Annotated in this window: 14 protein-coding genes; 10 read left to right on the top strand and 4 right to left on the bottom strand. The window is 67.7% G+C overall.

Going from position 1 to position 18,042, the window contains the following annotated elements:
- Positions 1-7: 7 nt before the first annotated feature.
- Positions 8-862 (top strand): glycosyltransferase family 2 protein, encoded by an 855-nt coding sequence (locus DEI85_RS02680; RefSeq protein ID WP_181435497.1) that lies wholly within the window; start codon positions 8-10, stop codon positions 860-862.
- Here DEI85_RS02680 and DEI85_RS02685 read toward each other — a convergent pair.
- The 3 genes from DEI85_RS02685 to DEI85_RS02695 all read right to left on the bottom strand — a co-directional run bounded on the left by DEI85_RS02685 (position 839) and on the right by DEI85_RS02695 (position 3,613).
- Complete coding sequence (locus DEI85_RS02685) at positions 839-2,161, bottom strand: oligosaccharide flippase family protein (protein WP_111123709.1); 1,323 nt, start codon at positions 2,159-2,161, stop codon at positions 839-841. The genes DEI85_RS02680 and DEI85_RS02685 overlap by 24 nt on opposite strands.
- A complete protein-coding gene (locus DEI85_RS02690; protein ID WP_111123708.1) occupies positions 2,158-2,994 on the bottom strand; it encodes an alpha-1,2-fucosyltransferase in 837 nt (278 codons plus the stop codon). The genes DEI85_RS02685 and DEI85_RS02690 overlap by 4 nt, the downstream gene beginning before the upstream one ends.
- A 67-nt stretch (positions 2,995-3,061) precedes the next feature.
- Positions 3,062-3,613 carry an LbetaH domain-containing protein gene (locus DEI85_RS02695; RefSeq protein ID WP_349815120.1) on the bottom strand — a complete coding sequence of 184 codons (552 nt, stop codon included), beginning with the start codon at positions 3,611-3,613 and terminating at the stop codon, positions 3,062-3,064.
- A gap of 163 nt (positions 3,614-3,776) precedes the next feature.
- Between DEI85_RS02695 and DEI85_RS02700 the strand changes: the two genes are divergently transcribed.
- The 5 genes from DEI85_RS02700 to DEI85_RS02720 all read left to right on the top strand — a co-directional run bounded on the left by DEI85_RS02700 (position 3,777) and on the right by DEI85_RS02720 (position 9,842).
- Positions 3,777-5,048, top strand: a complete 1,272-nt coding sequence (locus DEI85_RS02700) for a glycosyltransferase family 4 protein (protein WP_111123706.1) — start codon at positions 3,777-3,779, stop codon at positions 5,046-5,048.
- Positions 5,045-6,073 carry a GDP-mannose 4,6-dehydratase gene (gmd, locus tag DEI85_RS02705; RefSeq protein WP_111123705.1) on the top strand — a complete coding sequence of 343 codons (1,029 nt, stop codon included), beginning with the start codon at positions 5,045-5,047 and terminating at the stop codon, positions 6,071-6,073. Before DEI85_RS02700 ends, gmd begins: the two co-directional genes overlap by 4 nt.
- Positions 6,073-7,044 (top strand): GDP-L-fucose synthase family protein, encoded by a 972-nt coding sequence (locus DEI85_RS02710; RefSeq protein WP_111123704.1) that lies wholly within the window; start codon positions 6,073-6,075, stop codon positions 7,042-7,044. The genes gmd and DEI85_RS02710 overlap by 1 nt, the downstream gene beginning before the upstream one ends.
- 35 nt (positions 7,045-7,079) lie before the next feature.
- Positions 7,080-8,900, top strand: coding sequence for a DUF4012 domain-containing protein (locus DEI85_RS02715; protein WP_111123703.1), 1,821 nt, complete (start codon positions 7,080-7,082; stop codon positions 8,898-8,900).
- A gap of 378 nt (positions 8,901-9,278) precedes the next feature.
- A complete protein-coding gene (locus tag DEI85_RS02720; protein ID WP_110858813.1) occupies positions 9,279-9,842 on the top strand; it encodes a hypothetical protein in 564 nt (187 codons plus the stop codon).
- A gap of 99 nt (positions 9,843-9,941) precedes the next feature.
- Here the strand turns inward: DEI85_RS02720 and DEI85_RS02725 are convergent, their stop codons facing one another.
- Positions 9,942-10,412 carry a VanZ family protein gene (locus tag DEI85_RS02725; RefSeq protein WP_111123702.1) on the bottom strand — a complete coding sequence of 157 codons (471 nt, stop codon included), beginning with the start codon at positions 10,410-10,412 and terminating at the stop codon, positions 9,942-9,944.
- A gap of 206 nt (positions 10,413-10,618) precedes the next feature.
- Here DEI85_RS02725 and DEI85_RS02730 point away from each other — a divergent pair, with 206 nt between their 5' ends.
- The 4 genes from DEI85_RS02730 to DEI85_RS02745 all read left to right on the top strand — a co-directional run bounded on the left by DEI85_RS02730 (position 10,619) and on the right by DEI85_RS02745 (position 18,020).
- Entirely contained in the window at positions 10,619-11,167 is a 549-nt protein-coding gene (locus tag DEI85_RS02730) for an acyltransferase (protein ID WP_111123701.1), read from the top strand.
- Positions 11,168-11,587: 420 nt separating this feature from the next.
- Complete coding sequence (locus tag DEI85_RS02735) at positions 11,588-11,917, top strand: hypothetical protein (RefSeq protein WP_027465011.1); 330 nt, start codon at positions 11,588-11,590, stop codon at positions 11,915-11,917.
- 101 nt (positions 11,918-12,018) lie between these two features.
- Positions 12,019-12,348, top strand: coding sequence for a hypothetical protein (locus tag DEI85_RS02740; protein WP_258370282.1), 330 nt, complete (start codon positions 12,019-12,021; stop codon positions 12,346-12,348).
- 224 nt (positions 12,349-12,572) lie between these two features.
- Complete coding sequence (locus DEI85_RS02745) at positions 12,573-18,020, top strand: Ig-like domain-containing protein (RefSeq protein ID WP_146249005.1); 5,448 nt, start codon at positions 12,573-12,575, stop codon at positions 18,018-18,020.
- Positions 18,021-18,042 lie beyond the last annotated feature (22 nt).

The following is an 18,042-nucleotide window of genomic DNA, read 5'->3' on the forward strand; positions in this document are numbered from 1 at the left end:
AGTGATCATGCCTGCCTGGAACGCGGAGAGCACGATCTCTGCGGCCCTTCGGTCGACGCTCGTGGCGATGCCCACGGACGCAGAGATCCTGGTCTACGACGACGCAAGCACCGATGGAACGCGGCGGCTCGTACAGCGCTTCGCCGATCGAACGAGTCGGGTCTCGCTCATCGAAGGTCCGTTGAACGTCGGTGCTGGCGAAGCACGCAACCAGCTCATCGCTCGATCAGACAGCGAGTTCGTCGCGGCCATGGACGCGGACGACATCTGCCTGCCCCACCGCTTCGTCGGCTACCGACGTTCCATGTCGAAGTCCGACCTCCTTTTCGCTCCGATTGCCCGCTTCGCGCAAGGGGCGCGTGTCCACATACCAAGACCGGCCCCATTGTCACCAGGTGCCATGCCCGTCGCGCTGCTCGTGCTGAACCCCGTTCCGCAGTCGACGATGATTGCTCGACGCGTGTCTCTGGGAGGGGTCGGGACCTATCGGCCGGGGCACGCGGAGGACTACGAACTGTGGATGCGCTTGGCTGCCTCTGGTGCGCGTATTTCGCTGACGTCGTTCCCGACTGTCGCATATCGACACCACCCGAACCAAGCGACGTCCCAACCGGGCTACGAGCAGCAGGTGCGGGAAAACGAGGCACTCATCGAGTCGTACAACGCTCTCGCTGCTGCTGTCCTCGGCATCGACGCGCGCAACACGAGCACTCAAGAGCTTCGATCAGAGCTCCAGCGGAGCGTTGAGCAGGTGGAGAGCAGCCGAGATCGTACGCATTTGCGGCGCCTGCTGCGGTCGCGATGGAGTCTTCCTCTTCGCGCATCCGGCGGCGTTCCATCACAGGAATCGGACGACCAGTAGGGCAGCCAGAACAGCCCATTCCACGACGATCTGCATGATGGCGTACTTGAGCGCGACAGGAAGCAGCGACCGGTGGAGTGTAGCCAGGGCGAGTCCTTGGATGAGAGCGCCCAGGGCTAACCCGATCAGCGCGCCGTTCGTGCTGTAGAGCAGCCCGAGGACGATGGCGAGCATCGGGACGAGGAGGAGTACCCCGAGGTTCAGGAGCGAGTGCCGTAGCTCTGCCTTGATCTGCAGTTTCCACGACATGAAGGAACTCAGTGTGAGCGAGGGCAGGAGTAGTGCCATCGAAGAGATCATGAGCGCAACGTGCACCCACCCCGGACCGAAGAAGATCGCTTCGAGCACCGGTGCACCCAACGACAACACGATCGCTGCTACGAAGGTCACGAGGTGGAGCGCTTTCCAGACGCGCTTGTCGAACGTGCCGTCGTCGCCGGGTTGCGCGGCTCGGCGAGCCATCCGCTCGACGATCGCTCCCCCGAGGGAAAGCTGGACCTGGGTCACGGGGGTGACGATCAACTGGTACGAACGGGCGTACGCCGCCGCCGCTCCGACGGGGAGGATCAGCGGCAACGTGCCTGAATCGATCGCGCGGCTTGCGTAGGAAGCGACGTTCAGCGGGAGGACCTTGAGTCCGTAGCGGAACGGGTTAGGGGCTTCGATGACGGTTCCGGCAACGGCGGGTTCGTCGGCGTCCCTTGAACCCTTTCGTCCGACGAGAAGCGAGAGTGCGAGCGTCAACACCAGCCGAGCCACCGAGGTCAGCGCGAGTTGCACGCAGAGGACCGTGACCGAGTGCATCTGGGTGGCGAGGAAGATCGCGGAGCCGAACCCGACGAGGGTGGCTCCCACATCGGTCACGGCGATCGTCGGGTACCTGCGGAAGACCATCAGCTGCCCTCGAATCGGCTGGATCAGTGACTGTGCGACGAGGCCTGACACGAGGATGAAGACGTCCAGGGCGCGGGGAGGACCGGCCGGCAGGTCCATGAAGGACAAGAGGAACAGCGCTCCGGACAGCACGACACCACCGGCTGCGGCGCTGACAAGCGAACTTGACCAGGCTGATCGTCGAAGCGACCACGAAACACCATGAACGAGCAGGAAGCCCATCGCCGAGAAATCCGTGGCCAAGGCCGCCATGGTGTACACGAACACGAACACGGCGAATTGCGCGTAGCTGGCCGGACCGAGTTCGCGCGAAAGAACTGCGAAGGCTGCCAACGACGCGATCAACGAGAGCGCTTGGCTCGCGGGGAGCCACCCCAACGACAGCGACTTGCCGAATCGACTCATGCGTTCGGCACAGCAACCCAACCAGCGCGTCTCAGGTTCCCCGGACGGTCGAAGAACCAGGTGCTCGGAGCGGCGACGGGTACGCCGGACGCCAGCTCCGCGGCCCACCAGGAGAAGGTGCTGTTCGGAATGACCAAGGCGCTCGCCCGCGACATAGCCACGAGCGTGTCGAGCGGCGACTCGATGTCCTCGGGTCCGACGATCTCGCTGCGAGGGACGTCGAACTCACGCTGCACTGCCGCTGGGTCGTCGGTGTAGATGACGCACTCGTCGATGCGTATGCCGAGCCTGCTGCATGCGGCTTCGTAGTAGAGGCGGGACAGCATGCCGAAGGTGCGTTGGGCCGCCGGAGAAGACGTGTAATCCCCACGCCGAACGTGCAGAACTGGGCGGCCTTCTGCGGACATTGCGATGGACGTCTTCCGCCGGTACTCAGCGACCAGAGCTGTGGTCGCGTTCGTGGGTAGCGCCAGTGATGCTTCGTCCTGAAAGAACCCAATGTTGAAGGTTCCTCGTCGGAAGGCGGACGGGTGCGTCTCAGAGTCACTGAAGATGTTCACCATCGAACGGTCGCGGGATTTCGATCGCTGTCGGCCGCGCCAGTTGTACGGCTGTCCGAGTCGGAAGTCCTCGGTGGGAGTGGTCATTGCCGACGCCGAGAGCAACGCTACGAGCTCGAACTGTCGAAGTCGGTCGCGGCCGTAGCTGCTCGTCGAGACCAGCAGGTTCGCGGGCGTATCGGACAACGTCAACCCGGCGTTCAACTGAAAGAGTTGATTGCCGAGGCCCCCCTGCGCCCAGAGGACAGACGCGTCCTTCAGTCGAGTCGCCAAGCGCTCGTTCCCCTTCGTTCGGTTGAGCCAGTTTCCTCGAATGCCGTTCTGGCCGGCACCGGAGCACTCACAGGTTTGAGAACCGCACGCCTGTCACGCGGGCAGGGTTTCCTTCGAGAACGCTGTTCGCCGGATGCGTTCCGGAGACGACCGACATTGGCTTCGCAAGGCATGATTCACCCAACTTGGTGCCGCCGAGGACCATGCAGCGCGCGGTGATCCAGGTGCCGGCACCAATCTCGATCGGGCGGGTGATCAGCGCCATGTCAACCCGATGTGCGTGACTACCCGTAGTGAGGAAGGTCTCCTGAGAGATCACGACGTCGTTCCCGATCCGGATGTCATCCTGGTTGTGGAACCAGACGCCTTCACCGATCCAGCAGTCGTTTTCGATGTGGAGCTTCCACGGAAAACGGACCCGCATCCGAGGGCGCATGATGACACCGGTCCCGATTTCTGCTCCGAACAGCCGCAGGACCCGGGCCCGGATGGACGAGCTGATCTGCCAGGGATTGGTGACGAAGAGCAGCTCCGCGACAGCCCACAGGTAGACCGTGAGGTTGCTCCGGTCCCATGAACTTCGTTCACCGGGAGCCGACTTGAGTGCAATGACGGGCACTCTCGCGTCCGATACCATTGCCCGCCTCTCTGCGCGCCCGAGTACGCGTCGCGCCGATGCTACCGGGTGTGGGTTCCTCCGGGCAGTTGCCACAACGCGGAACACGGACGGCCGTCTCTCAGGTCCACGTCTTGTAAGCCCTTGCAACTGTTATGGTCGCCCCATGCGGCAGGGGTCAGTTCTCGTAGTGGGTTTGAACTTCCCGCCTGAGCCTGCCGGGATCGCTCCGTACACCGGAGGACTGGCGAGTGCCTTGTCGGCGTCTGGCGTCGACGTCAGTGTCATCACGACGTTTCCGCACTACCCCGCGTGGTCGTTCGGCGCCACCCCTCCTCCTTGGTCGGACACGTCGTCCGTCGGGGGGTGTGCTGTCCGCCGAGTACGCCACAAACTGCCCGCTCGGTCAGGCGGGCTGAGCCGTCTTGCATCCGAGGTGAGCTTCGGAGTGCGTGCCGCGACGCAGCGCTGGGCGAGACACGATGTCCTCGTCCTGGTCTCGCCGGCCCTGTTCAGCTCGGCGATCGCACTCGTGAGGGCTCGCGTCCTCCGGCGAAGAATGCCCGTCGTGACCTGGGTGCAGGATCTCTACTCGCTCGGCCTCCGCGAAACCCGCACCGCTTCTGGGCTCGGCGTGCGAGTCGTGGCAGCTGTCGAGCGCTGGGTGCTCAGACGATCCTCGACGGTCGTCGTCATCCATGACCGGTTCAAGCGAACGGTGATCGAGGAGCTCGGGGTGCCCGAGTCACGCGTGGTCGTGATGCGCAACTGGACTCACTTCGAACCTCCTGCGGTCGCCGACCGGAACAGTGCTCGTGAAGCTCTCGGCTGGGCATCAGACGAGACGGTTGTCCTCCACGCAGGCAACATGGGTGTGAAGCAGGGGCTCGGGAACGTCGTCGAAGCGGCGCGTTTGGCTGGGAAGCGGGGCTTGCGGATTCGTTTCGTCCTCCTCGGCGACGGCAATCAGCGTGCGCAGTTGGAAAAGCTTGCTTTCGATGTCCGGAACTTGCAGTTTCTTGCTCCGTTGCCCGATGGGGAGTTCGCAGCGGCGCTGAACGCTGCCGATGTTCTCCTCGTCAACGAGGCGCCAGGTGTGTCTGGAATGGCTGTTCCCAGCAAGTTGACCAGCTACTTCGCTACCGGAGTTCCGGTGCTTGCGGCCACAGACCTGGGGAGCGTCACGCGCTCAGAGGTCCTGAGTGCTGAGGCCGGGCCTGTGGTCTCCGCAGGCGAGCCATCGGCGCTTGTTGACGCTGTCCTGGCACTGGCCGCGGATGAGCCAGCGCGTCAGCGCTACGGGCGAGCGGCTCGGGCGTACCGAGCAGAGCACCTCACGGCCGGCGCAGCACTGGACCGATTCCAAAGTATTCTTCATGAACTTCTGCCCGAACGGTTCCGCGCGTCGAGCTCGGACGAAAAGACAGGGATCAATTGACCAAGCGCGCACTCATCACCGGGATAACCGGACAGGACGGGTCCTACCTCGCTGAGCTGCTCCTCCGCAAGGGGTACGAGGTCCACGGGATCATCCGACGAGCTTCGACGTTCAACACCTCGCGGATCGACCACTTGTACGTCGACCCGCACGAGTCGCAGGCGAAGTTGTTCCTGCACTACGGGGACCTTGGCGACGGTGCGCGGCTCGTCAGCCTCCTCAGCGAGCTGAAGCCCGACGAGGTCTACAACCTCGCGGCCCAGTCGCACGTCCGGGTGTCGTTCGACGAGCCGGAGCACACCGGTGACGTCACGGGTGTGGGCACGATGCGCATGCTCGAGGCGGTCCGGGTATCCGGCATCCACACGCGCTTCTACCAGGCGTCCTCCTCCGAGATGTTCGGTGCCACCCCGCCGCCGCAGAACGAAGAGACGCCGTTCTGGCCGCGTTCTCCGTACGGTGCGGCGAAGGTCTACAGCTACTGGGTGACTCGAAACTACCGCGAGGCCTATGGCATGTTCGCGGTGAACGGGATCCTGTTCAACCACGAGTCCCCCCGTCGCGGTGAGACCTTCGTCACCCGGAAGATCACCCGTGCGGTCGCTCGGATCAAGGCCGGCCTCGAGGACCACGTGTACCTCGGCAACCTCGACTCCGTCCGGGACTGGGGGTACGCCGCCGAGTACGTCGAGGGCATGTGGCGGATGCTGCAGGTCGACGAGCCGGACGACTTCGTGCTGGCGACCGGTGGCGACTTCACGGTCAAGGACTTCCTCACCACCGCCTTCTCGCACGCCGGGCTGAACTGGGAGGACCACGTTCGGTTCGACGAGCGGTACCTGCGACCGAGCGAGGTGGACGCCCTCGTCGGCGACGCCTCAAAGGCCAAGGAGAAGCTCGGTTGGGAGGCGACCGTCGACACCGCCGAGCTGGCGAGGATCATGGTCGACGCCGACATCTCGGCGCTCGAGCACGAGGGCCGTCCGTGGATCGACACCGTCCGACTCGAGAGCTGGGGTTCCTGATGGCCACGACCGACTTCACCGCCGGTCCGATCGACCGGGCTGATCGCGTCTACGTCGCGGGACACCGTGGTCTGGTGGGCTCGGCGGTCTGGCGCAAGCTCGAGTCGGAGGGTTTCACGGACGTGGTCGGGCGCACCTCGTCCGAGCTCGACCTGAAGGACCGCGGCGCAGTCTTCGCCTTCTTCGCGGACCAGCAGCCGAAGCACGTCGTGCTCGCCGCTGCCAAGGTCGGCGGGATCATGGCGAACAACACCTATCCGCACGACTTCCTGAGCGAGAACCTGCAGATCCAGGTCAACGTGATGGATGCCGCGGTGGAGCACGGCGTCGAACGCCTCGTGTTCCTCGGCTCGTCCTGCATCTACCCGAAGATGGCCGAGCAGCCGATACACGAGGACGCGCTGCTCACGGGGCATCTCGAACCGACGAACGACGCGTACGCCATCGCCAAGATCGCCGGCATCCTCCAGGTGCAGGCCGTCCGTCGGCAGTTCGGCCGTCCGTGGATCTCGGCCATGCCGACCAATCTCTACGGCCCGGGTGACAACTTCTCGCCGACCGGGTCCCACGTGCTACCGGCGCTCATCCGCCGTTACGACGAAGCCGCTCGTAGCGGTGCACCGACGGTGGAGAACTGGGGGACCGGGTCGCCCCGCCGTGAGTTCCTGCACGTCGACGACATGGCGGCAGCGGTGTTCCACCTCATGGAGCACTACGACGGTCCTGACCAGGTCAACGTCGGTACTGGATCGGACGTCACGATCAAGGAGATCGCGGAGACGATCGGCAAGATCGTCGGGTTCGAGGGCGAGACGGTCTGGGACACCACCAAGCCCGACGGCACCCCGCAGAAGCTGCTCGACGTGTCGAAGCTGGCGGACGCTGGATGGACGGCACAGATCGGCCTCGAGGACGGGCTCCGCAGCACCATCGACTGGTACCGCGAACACGCGGATTCTGTCCGTCAGTGACGGGTGTCGGACGCACGGAACCGTAGGATCGCCTCATGTCCGACGCGCCCGAGTCGCGACGCACTGCAGCACGCCGGGGGTCCAGGGCCCGGATCGTCCTGTGGGTCGTCCTCGCCCTTGTCCTGCTGCTGATCCTCGCCGTCGCCTGGGTCGGTGTCCGCGGCATGCTCGCGAAGGGGCACCTGGAGCGGGCCGTCGGGGATGTGGACACGCTCCGGTCCCAGCTGACCGGTGGTGATACCGCCGCCGCCCAGAAGACGGCGCGTCACCTTGAGGACGAAGCAGCGTCGGCTCGGGCACTGACCGGTGACCCGGTCTGGGGCGCGGCACAGTCCGTGCCGTTCTTCGGGACCAACCTGCGGGCCGTGCGGGACGTGTCGGTGATCGTCGATGACGTGGCCAGCGACGCGGTCAGTCCGGTCGCCGGCGTCATCGGAGGCCTCGGGTCGGACTCGTTCGCGCCGAAGAACGGCAAGATCGACCTCGAGCCGATCGAGGACGCGCAGCCAGCGGTCGCCGAGGCCGCGAAGACGCTTCAGCAGGCACGCGGCGACGCCGCGCGGATCGACACCAGCGGAACACTGTCGCCGGTCACCACCGCCGTGGGACAGTTGCGGAACGCGCTGTCATCAGCGTCCGAGCAGGCGGTCGCAGCGAACCGCATCGTGCAGCTCGCGCCGGCGATGCTCGGTCACGACGGGGATCGGAACTACCTGCTGTTGTTCCAGAACAACGCCGAGTTGCGCGCGGGCGGGGGCATCCCCGGGGCAGTGGCGCTCCTGCAGGTGAAGGACGGCGCGATCAACTTGGGAAGCCAAGCGTCCGGGTCGTCTTTCGGACCGTACGACAAGCCGGTGCTGCCGCTGACCGACGACACGCGTGGGCTCTACGGAGACATCACCGGCGAGTACATGCAGGACGTCACGCTCACGCCGCGCTTCGACGTGTCGGCGAAGCTCGCGCGGGAGATGTGGAAGCAGCGGTTCGCGCAGCAGGTCGACGGCGTACTCGCCATCGACCCCGTGACGCTGAGCTACGTGCTCAGGGCGACCGGCCCCGTGCAGCTGCCGACCGGCGACACCCTGACCGCAGACAACGCGGTCCAGATGCTGCTGAGCGATGTGTACGCCAAGTACCCAGACCCGGTCGTGCAGGACGCGTTCTTCGCCTCCGCCTCCAGCGCGGTGTTCGACAAGGTCGCGTCGGGCGGGTTCGACACGAAGGCCTTCGTGTCTGCGCTGACCCAGAGCGCTGACGAGAGCCGCCTGCGTCTCTGGAGCGCCGACACGGCGGAGCAGCGCCGCATCAGCGGGACGCCGGTTGCCGGCGAGCTGCCGACGGCGACCGCCGACTCGAGCCAGTTCGCCGTCTACCTGAACGACGGCACCGGCTCGAAGATGGACTACTACCTCGACAAGAGCGTCTCCGTCGGCAGCTCGGTGTGCCGGAAGGACGGGCGCCCCACGTCGGTCGTCGAGATCACCCTGAAGAACACAGCACCTGCCGATGCCGCGACGAGCCTGCCGCGGTACGTGACGGGTGGCGGCGACTTCGGTGTCGAGCCCGGGAAGATCAAGACCCTGCTCGCCGCGTACGCACCCGAGGACGCGATCTTCCTCGGTGCCACGAAGGACGGCAAGACGACGGCCGTGCAGACGGCAACCGACGGTGGGCACCCCGTGGCCCAGCTGCAGACCATGCTCGCCCCCGGCGAGAGCCTGACCTACCGCGTTGCCTTCCTCGGCGAGGCGAAGTACGCGAAGGCAGCGGTGCAGGCGAACTCGACTCCCGGCGTCCGGCAGACCGAGGCCAAGCCCCTTACGTTCGACTGTGAGCAGCCTCTCGCCGCTGGCTGACACCGGAAGCTCCGCAAAGCGAACCGAGAGCGTGCCCCCACTCCGAGGGGCAGGAGGCCAACCTGTCCGGGTCCAAAGGCCCTTGATCTGATGCACAGCGTGTTCTAATTCCCATGAGGACCCCTCTCACCTGGGGTTTCTGTCGCCTGGAGCCTCGATTGACCGATGGTAAGGCCGTGCGACCCGGGGCTGACGCGGATGAACACACGTCGACCAATGACCAAAATCCACGTGATCTGGTACCAAGCTGTGAAACTCCGCTAGATTGAGACAACTTCGCCATAACAACCGCCATCTCTGTGGCTGGGGTCAACGATCGGCGAACAGCGGGCTCTGGGTGTCAGGGTCTGGATTTTCAGATCTTTAGGGGAACCATTCATGAAGAAGCTCATCGCAGCGGTGGTGCTGGCTGGCGCCGCACTGCTCGCCACTCCGGCCGTCGCCAACGCCGCCGGCTACACGCCTGACTCCGACGTCTCCGTCTCGGGCACCGCCGTCGCCGGTGGCACCGCTTCGGTGAACTTCACCGAGGGCGCGTTCCAGGACAACGAGACCGTCAACGTCCAGGTCACCGGTGCCGGTGCGGTCACGCTCGGCGCGCTGCCGACCACGACCGTCTCGAAGACCTACACGGCCGCTTCGGACGGTTCGCTCGACGTCAACGTCACGTTCCCCCAGGGCGCCTCGGGCACCTACAACCTGACCGCCACCGGCGCCACCTCGGGCGTCGTCGGCTTCGCGGCCTTCACCGTCGCCCCGGCTGACGCTGCTGTTGTCCCCGCCGCTGGCGCGGGCGCCGGTACCGGCACCGACGGCACGCTGGCCTTCACGGGTTCGACCGTCTCCGCCCTGGCCCTCTGGGTCGCCGGCGGCGCAGTCGTCCTCGGTGGTGGCCTCCTGCTGGTCCGCGGGTCGGTCCGCCGCCAGCGCGAATCCGTCTGAGTCTCGACACACTGAACGAAGCCCCCGGAGCATCTGCTCTGGGGGCTTCGTCGTGTCCGGGGACTGTGCCCTGTGTTGGAGCAGCTCCGGGGGCCGTCGTCAGGGGTGCCGACGCCAAGCCGCTCGGCTGAGCAGTAGCACGCCCATTACGGCACCCAGGAGTGCCCCCACGCCGTTCGCGACGACGTCGTCGATGGTCGCGGTGCGGGCCGGCAGGAACAGCGCCTGGCCGGTCTCGATGCATGCACTGACGACGAGCCCCCCGGCGATGGCGGCCCACCACCACCGCGCACCGGCGAGTAGCACCACGAGCAGGCCGAGCGGCACGAAGTAGACCACGTTCGCCAGGGACTCCACGTCGGCGTAGTCGATGCGCTCCGGCAGGCCGTGACGGTGCGCCGCTGCGAGGACGCGGGTGAGCCACGGACCTCCCGCAATGTCCACGGGGGAGCCCCAAAATCCGACGAGCGTCAGGGTGACGCCGTAGGCGACCGCCAGCCCCGCGGCGAACCGACGGCTGCGCCAGGTGGCCGGGGCGCGGTCGTCGACGCGGGGCTTGTCGGAGGTCACATGCCGACGTTAGCGAGTCGCGCCTCCATTCCAATGTCCGTAGTGTTGTGGACCCTGATCCGCCGGAGGATCAGCCGTGAGATGTCGATGGTGTGGAGCGGTCGGGCGTATTCGTGTGACCGTCCTTCAGTTGTAGCCACGACGGTGAACGACGAAACGTCCCGAGGCGGGTGTGCAATGAGCGCCATCCACGTATCGTGTCGACCGTGAAGAGCCTCGCTACGTTCGTTGCATCCCTGCCGTTCCCCGCGTCGCGCAGGTGGCAGCTGCTGTCGGCATTGGGCGTTGTGAAGGCAGCAGTCGGCGTGGAGCGCGGCGTCCGTTTTTGGAACACGAAGGTGTCGATCGGTGCCGGTTCGTACCTCAACCGTGAAGCCACCTTCGAGGGTAAGGGTCTGATCACTGTTGGCACCCGAGTGGCAATCGGACCTGGGGTGATGATCCTCACCTCGACGCATGAAATGGGGCCGTCGGAGTGGCGAGCGGGTAGCGGCGTCCCAAAGAACCTGCCTGTGTCGATCGGTGACGGATCGTGGATCGGTGCTCGAGTAACCATCCTTCCGGGCGTGACTATTGGTCGTGGGTGCGTGATCGCTGCTGGATCGGTAGTGCGGGAGGACTGCCCGGACGACACGTTCTGGGCTGGTGTCCCTGCCGTCCTGAAGCGTGATCTTCCTGCTGGTGCAGGCCCTGAAACCACACCGGTAGCAGCAGCAGGTCCTGCGCTCGGCGAACCTCCACTAACGGCGCTCTGAGCGTCCGGGCCAAGAGCTGTGCCCTCAACATCGTTCTCATCCTTCAGGTTGTTCTCGGTGCGCTGGCGAACCCGTGTCGGAAGCTGCTCACTGTTGGAGTCTTAGGAGACGACACGGTTGTGCCAGTGAGTGCCTCTCGTAGAAGTCCAAGAACCGATGCCTTCGGGCGCACTGCGCCGACTCAAACGATCGGCCGTTCTTGCCGTCGCGTCCCCCGATTCGCGGCGATCCGGAAAACGAGTACCCCGATCCTGACGCTGTACCCCGGAAGTGTGACGCACCTGCCCGGAAATCCGGGGCTAGGCGAAGGGTCGCATTGACGGAACCCGTGAATCCACGGGCCTCGCTGGCGATCCCCTCCGCACTTCTCGTAGCGTTCTGGTGTCAGCAGATGTACCCCGGATCGTGAAGGAGAGCGACATGAGCATCACCGTGAACAACGCGACGCAGGCCGAGGTCACCCTCGACACCGACACCGTGGACACCATCGCGATCCTCGAAGCCGATGCAGCGCTCTCGACGCGTCCCAAGCGCGCCAAGGTCACCTGGGTGCAGGAAGACCAGGGCGAGTGGATCGCCGGCTACGGCGGGTACTTCGGCGGCAGCGTCGACAAGCGCGACGACCGTTACGTGGCCTCCGACACCTTCGGGCTCGTCGTGGGCGAGTTCTCCTCCCTCGAAGAGGCGCAGACCAAGCTCGAGGACCAGCTGCACGTCATGCTCCCGCCGGTGATCCGGCCGGTCGAGTGACGACAGCGGACACCAGCACCATCGGCGTCGATCGCGACGCCCGCACCACTCGGAACCACCGGCACCACCCAGAACGCAGCACAGCACGAAGGAGCAGGACCATGAGCACGACCGTCGCCCACCGCCAGCAGGCCGAGGTGACCCTGGACACCCAGACGATCGAGGTCATCGCCGAGATCGAGGCCCAGGTCGTGGCTCCCGTGCAGGCATCCCCCGTCCGCATCTCGTGGGCCCAGGCCGACACGGGCCTGTGGGTCGCGAACTACGGCGGCTACTACGGCGGCACCGTCGACCGTCAGGGCAGCCACTTCTTCGTCGCCGACACCTTCGGTGAGTACGTCGGGGACTTCCGTTCCCTCGACGAGGCGAAGGCGCGCCTGGCCGAGCGCCTGCACGTGCTGCTGCCGGACGTCATCCGTCCGACCGCCTGATCCACTGCTGATCCCCCCCTGATCTTCGAACCCCCGCCGGCTTGCCGGCGGGGGTTCTTCGCGTCTGTGGCGTACCCCCTGAACGAGTGGTCCCCCCTATTGGGGACCCGGTTTGTCCCCATCCGAACTCGAAGAACTGCCAGGATCAACCTGGCGCCAACGACCGTTCTCCCTGATCCTCCGGTCGGTCTCGGTGCCCGCATCGTCTCGACCCGAAAGTGATCATGCAGCGTACGAACCCGGGCACCGCTGTGCCCAGACGCCGTCCCGGCCTGCGCGCCGTCGCCATGCTCGGCGCCGCGCTCCTCGCCGGCGTCGGTCTGACCCAGGCCGTCGTGGCCGACCCCGCCGCTGCAGCCGGCGCGCTGTCGTGCGACCAAAACACGCTGTACGGCATCAACACCGCCGCGAACCAGCTCGCCGCCATCGACGCCACCACCGGTGCCGTCACGAACGTGACGAGCATGGCGCCGGGCAACAACGCCCTCGCGGTCGCCCGCAACGGTGTCGCCGCCTACGCCTCGGTCAACAACGGCAACACGATCACCGGGTACGACGCCGTCGCCGGTGCCCCGATCACGGACGTGACCGCTGCCGACCCGAACGGTGACCACCAGCTGCTCCGTGGTGCGATCAACCCTGCGACGGGGGTCTACTACTACGCCAGCGGTGCGAACCCTGCCTACCTCGGGGCGTACGACACGAAGACCGGCGCGAAGATCGGGCAGGTCGGTACCATCGGCAACCTGCTCACCGGTAAGAACGGCGACATGGCGTTCAGCACCCGCGGGTTGCTCTTCGTCGTCACCGGCAACGAGATCCGCCGTGTCGACACCGAGACGGTCCCCGCGACCGCCGGCACCGCGGTGTTGACCACGTCGAAGGTCGCGACCCTTCCGATCGACGCCAGCACGAACGGCAGCCCCGGCATCGCGTTCTCGTCCGACGGCTACCTGTTCGCCTCGGTCGGGTCGACCATGTACAAGATCGACCCGGGCTCCGGCGCGCAGGTCAGCACGTTCACGATCGCGGACGGCTACTCGCCGAGCGACCTCGCGTCCTGCAACTACGCCAACACCGTGGCCGCGCAGTCGAGCGTCGACCAGCGGTGGAGCTCGTCCGACCAGTTCGGGCTCGCCGTGACCGGCGGCGGCGTCTCGACCGGCAACACGGCGACCACCGACGGCACGGCCGCCGGCACCCAGCCGCAGAAGGCCGGCGCGGTCCTGTCGACGCCGAACAAGACGTACACCGCACGGCAGACCGCGGCCGGCACCACAGACCTGTCGAACTACACGACCTCGTGGAAGGCCGTGAACCTCAACAGCGGCGCCCTCGTCGCCAGCGGCACCGGCACCACGGGGACCTTCACGTTCCCGGCAGCCACCACCGCGGACGGCACGGACGTCCTGGTCACCTTCACGAACACGCTGAAGGCCACGCACGTCACCACCAGCAGCGACACCGCCACGACCCCCACCGGCACGACGCTGAAGGTGCCGGCCGCCTCGGGCGTGCTCGCGAACGACAGCGGCACCGGCCTGTCCGTCGTCTCGAACACCACGCCCGCGCACGGCACCGCCACGGTCGCCGCCGACGGTTCGTACACGTACACCCCGGCCGGCGGGTTCTCCGGCTCGGACACGTTCCAGTACACGGCGAAGGACTCGTCGGGGCAGACCTCGACCAGCACCGTGACCGTCACGGTCGCACCGAAGGGCTCGGACGACGCGTACAGCGTGCACGCGGGCACCATGCTCAAGGTGAACGCCGCGGACGGCGTCCTGACGAACGACCGCGGGTCGGACCTGACCCTCACCGGCCACGGCCAGCCGTCACACGGTCTCGTGAAGATCGGGCCCGACGGGTCGTTCTCCTACGGTGCCGACAAGGGCTTCTCCGGGCCGGACTCCTTCACGTACACCGCGAAGGACGGCGCCGGCGCGACCGTCACCGCGACCGTGCGCCTCACCGTGCTGCCCACCGCGACGGCCGATGCCGTCACCGCGACGGCCGGGTCGACGACGACCGGCAACGTGCTCACGAACGACCTGGGCACCGGCCTGACGGTCACCGGCAGCAGCACTCCCGCCCACGGCTCGGCGACGGTGCGTCCGGACGGCTCGTACTCCTACACCCCGGCAGCCGGGTTCTCGGGCGCCGACTCCTTCACGTACACCGTGACCGACGGCAGCGGCGGGACCGACACCGTCACCGTCACCGTGCAGGTCGCCCCGGCCGCACAGGACGACACCGTCAAGGTCGCCGCGGGCGGCACGGCCACCGCCGGCACCCGGGCGACCGGCGTGCTCGGCAACGACTCCGGCACCGGGCTCACCGTGGCGTCGAACACGTCCCCCTCGCACGGTGCGCTGACGCTCGACAAGGCCACCGGCACGTATACGTACACCCCGACCGACGGGTACTCCGGCCCCGACGCGTTCACGTACACGGCCGTCGACGGCTCCGGCTCGCCGAGCACCGCGACCGTCACCATCACCGTCGACCCGACGATCGGCGCCGACACCGCGTCGACGGACGCCGGCACCCCGGTGGCGATCGACGTGCAGGCCAACGACCGCGGTTCGGACCTCGAGACCACGATCGTCACCGGTCCGTCCCACGGCACGGCCGTCGTCGCAGCGGACGGCTCGGTCGAGTACACGCCGACCGCCGGGTCGTCCGGCACCGACTCGTTCACCTACACGGTGACCGACGGCAGCGGTGTCACCACCGGTGCCGCGACCGTCACGATCACCGTGCGACCCGTCGCGACGGCCGACACGGTGTCGACCCGGGCCGACGAGGCGCTGACGATCGACGCCGCCGCCCTGACCGGCAACGACCGGGGCACGGGGCTGACCGTGACCGACGTGACCGCGGGTGCGGCCGCCGGCACCGGCGACGCCGCCCGCGGCACGGTCACCCTCGACCGTGCCACCGGCCGCGTCGTCTACACCCCGGCCGACGGCTTCTCGGGCACGGACACCTTCACCTACACGGTGACCGACACCGCCGGCCGCTCCACCACCGGCACGGTCACGGTCGTCGTCGGCCCCCGCGCCACGGCCGACACCGCCACCGCCACGGCCAGCTCGACCCTGACCGTCGCGAAGGGCGACGGCGTGCTCGCGAACGACCGGGGCACCGGTCTGACCGCGGCCGTCGACCAGCAGCCGGCGCACGGCACGATCGAGCTCGCGGGGAACGGCTCGTACACGTACACGCCGAAGGACGGCTTCTCGGGCACGGACACCTTCACCTACACGGCGACGGACCCCGCCGGCCGCACCACCACCGGCACCGTGACGGTCACGGTCCGCCCCGGCACGGAGCCCGACACCGTCACCGTCGCGGCGGGTGGCAGCACCACCGTCACCTCCGGCGCCCTGACGGGCAACGACCACGGCACCGGCCTGACCGTCGTGTCCGTCTCCGGCGGCGATCACGGCACCGCGACCCGCAACGACGACGGCACGATCACCTACACGCCGAAAGACGGCTTCTCCGGCACGGACACCGTCACCTACACGGTGACGGACCCGTCGGGCGCCACGAACACCGGCACCGTGACGGTCACCGTCACCCCGGTCGCCGGCGGCGGGTCGACCTCGGCCGAGGCCGACGCCACCACCACCGTGCCGGCCGGCACCGGCCTGCTCGACGGTGCGAAGGGCACCGACCTGGCGGTCACCGACCACACGAAGCCCGAGCACGGCGACGTGACGGTCGACGAGGACGGTTCGTACACGTACAAGCCCGAGCCGGGCTACTCCGGCCCGGACGGGTTCGACTACACGGTCACCGACGGCTCCGGCGGGACGACCACGGGCACCGTGACGATCGTCGTCGCCCCGAAGGCCGCCGCGGACACCGCGACGACGAGCGCCGCGACCCCGGTCGACGTCGCCGTCACCGGCAACGACTCGGGCACGGAGCTCGCCGTCACCGCGGTGTCGAAGCCCGGCCACGGAACCGCCACGATCACCGGCAGCACGACGGCCGGTGGCAGCTCGGTCACGTACACGCCCGCCGACGGGTTCTCCGGCACGGACACGTTCACCTACACGGTGACCGACCCGACCGGCGGCACCGCGACGGCGACGGTCACCGTGACCGTCACGCCGACCGCGGTCGCCGACGCCCTGCGCACCGCGGCGAACACCGCGTTGCCGATCAGCGGCGCGACCCTGACCGGCAACGACCGCGGCACCGGCCTCGCCGTCACCGCGCATGGCCGCGCCGAGCACGGCACCGTGACCGAGGGCACCGAGCCCGGCTCGCTCGTCTACACCCCGGCCAAGGGTTTCTCCGGCGCGGACACGTTCGAGTACACGGTGACCGACGGCGCCGGACGGACCTCGACCGCGACGGTCACGGTCCTCGTCGGCGTCGCCGCGGTCGACCACTGGCACACCATGTCGACGAACCGCAGCATGCGCATGTCCGCCGACGAGGGCGTGCTGGTCGGTGACTCCGGTCGTGGGCTCTGGGCCGCCATGGAGACGAAGCCGTTCAACGGCACGCTGTCGCTCGAGAAGGACGGCTCGTACGTCTACACGCCCACGTCGAACTGGTCCGGACGTGACTGGTTCACCTACTCGGCCAACGACGCCGACGGCACCGCCGCGTTCGCGCGCGTCGTCATCGACGTCGCCCCGGTCGCGAAGGACGACAAGGCGACGACCACGGCCGGCAAGACGGTCCGGGTCGCCGGCCACGGCGTGCTCGGCAACGACCACGGCGACGCCCTGACGGTCGTCGCGGTGGGCAAGGCCCGTCACGGGAAGGCCACCATCGCCGCCGACGGCACGTTCGTCTACACCCCGGCGAAGGGCTTCTCGGGCACCGACACCGTCACGTACCGTGCCCAGGACTCGACGGAGCAGCAGGTCGACGCCACCGTCACGATCACGGTCGGCATCGCCGCAGCGGACGACACCGGGCACACCGTATCCGGGACGCCCGTAGCCCGTGACGCCCGCCACGGCTTGCTCGCCGACGACCAGGGCACCGGCCTCACCGCCGCCCCGGCCCGGAAGCCCGCCCACGGCACCGTCTCGATCCAGCGGAACGGCGCGTACGTCTACACCCCGGCCGCCGGCTTCACCGGCACGGACACCTTCACGTACACGGTGACGGACGCCTCGGGGCAGAAGGCCACCGCCACCGCGACCATGACCGTGGTCGCCGCGGCGGTCGCCACCGACGACTCCGCCACCGGGATCGTCGGACACCGGGTCGTCGTGGATCCGCTCGACAACGACTCCGCCACCGGTGGGGCCGCGTTCGAGCCGGGCACGCTGCACCTGCTCCACCCCGAGTCCGGCACACCGACCGACCGCGTGGTGGTCGCCGACCAGGGCACGTGGACCATCCACGACGGCCGGGTCGTCTTCACCCCGGAGGAAGGCTTCACCGGAACCACCTTCGTCGGTTACACGGTCACCGACAGCGCGGGTCAGACGGTCACCGCGACCGTCACGGTCACGTTCCCGACCGGGCTCGCCGCGATCGTCCACGGCACCCAGCTCGCCTTCACGGGCGTGACCGGACTGGTCGGTCTCGGGCTCGCGGCGCTCGCGCTCATGCTGGCGGGCGTGCTCCTGGTGACCCGACGACGGATCGCGGTCCGCGTCGCGCCGGGCATCCGCCGCAGCGCACGTCCGTAACACGGCACCGGACTGGAGGCCC

Source organism: Curtobacterium sp. MCBD17_026 (assembly GCF_003234895.2).
GTDB classification, from domain to species: domain Bacteria; phylum Actinomycetota; class Actinomycetes; order Actinomycetales; family Microbacteriaceae; genus Curtobacterium; species Curtobacterium flaccumfaciens.

Bases quoted from the DNA above. Each gene is read 5' to 3' on its own strand.
- DEI85_RS02720 (WP_110858813.1), top strand. From the start codon at position 9,279: ATGAAGAAGCTCATCGCAGCGGTGGTGCTGGCTGGCGCCGCACTGCTC.
- DEI85_RS02735 (WP_027465011.1), top strand. From the start codon at position 11,588: ATGAGCATCACCGTGAACAACGCGACGCAGGCCGAGGTCACCCTCGAC.
- DEI85_RS02700 (WP_111123706.1), top strand. From the start codon at position 3,777: ATGCGGCAGGGGTCAGTTCTCGTAGTGGGTTTGAACTTCCCGCCTGAG.
- DEI85_RS02685 (WP_111123709.1), bottom strand. From the start codon at position 2,161: ATGAGTCGATTCGGCAAGTCGCTGTCGTTGGGGTGGCTCCCCGCGAGC.
- DEI85_RS02680 (WP_181435497.1), top strand. From the start codon at position 8: ATGCCTGCCTGGAACGCGGAGAGCACGATCTCTGCGGCCCTTCGGTCG.
- DEI85_RS02715 (WP_111123703.1), top strand. From the start codon at position 7,080: ATGTCCGACGCGCCCGAGTCGCGACGCACTGCAGCACGCCGGGGGTCC.
- DEI85_RS02740 (WP_258370282.1), top strand. From the start codon at position 12,019: ATGAGCACGACCGTCGCCCACCGCCAGCAGGCCGAGGTGACCCTGGAC.
- DEI85_RS02745 (WP_146249005.1), top strand. From the start codon at position 12,573: ATGCAGCGTACGAACCCGGGCACCGCTGTGCCCAGACGCCGTCCCGGC.
- DEI85_RS02710 (WP_111123704.1), top strand. From the start codon at position 6,073: ATGGCCACGACCGACTTCACCGCCGGTCCGATCGACCGGGCTGATCGC.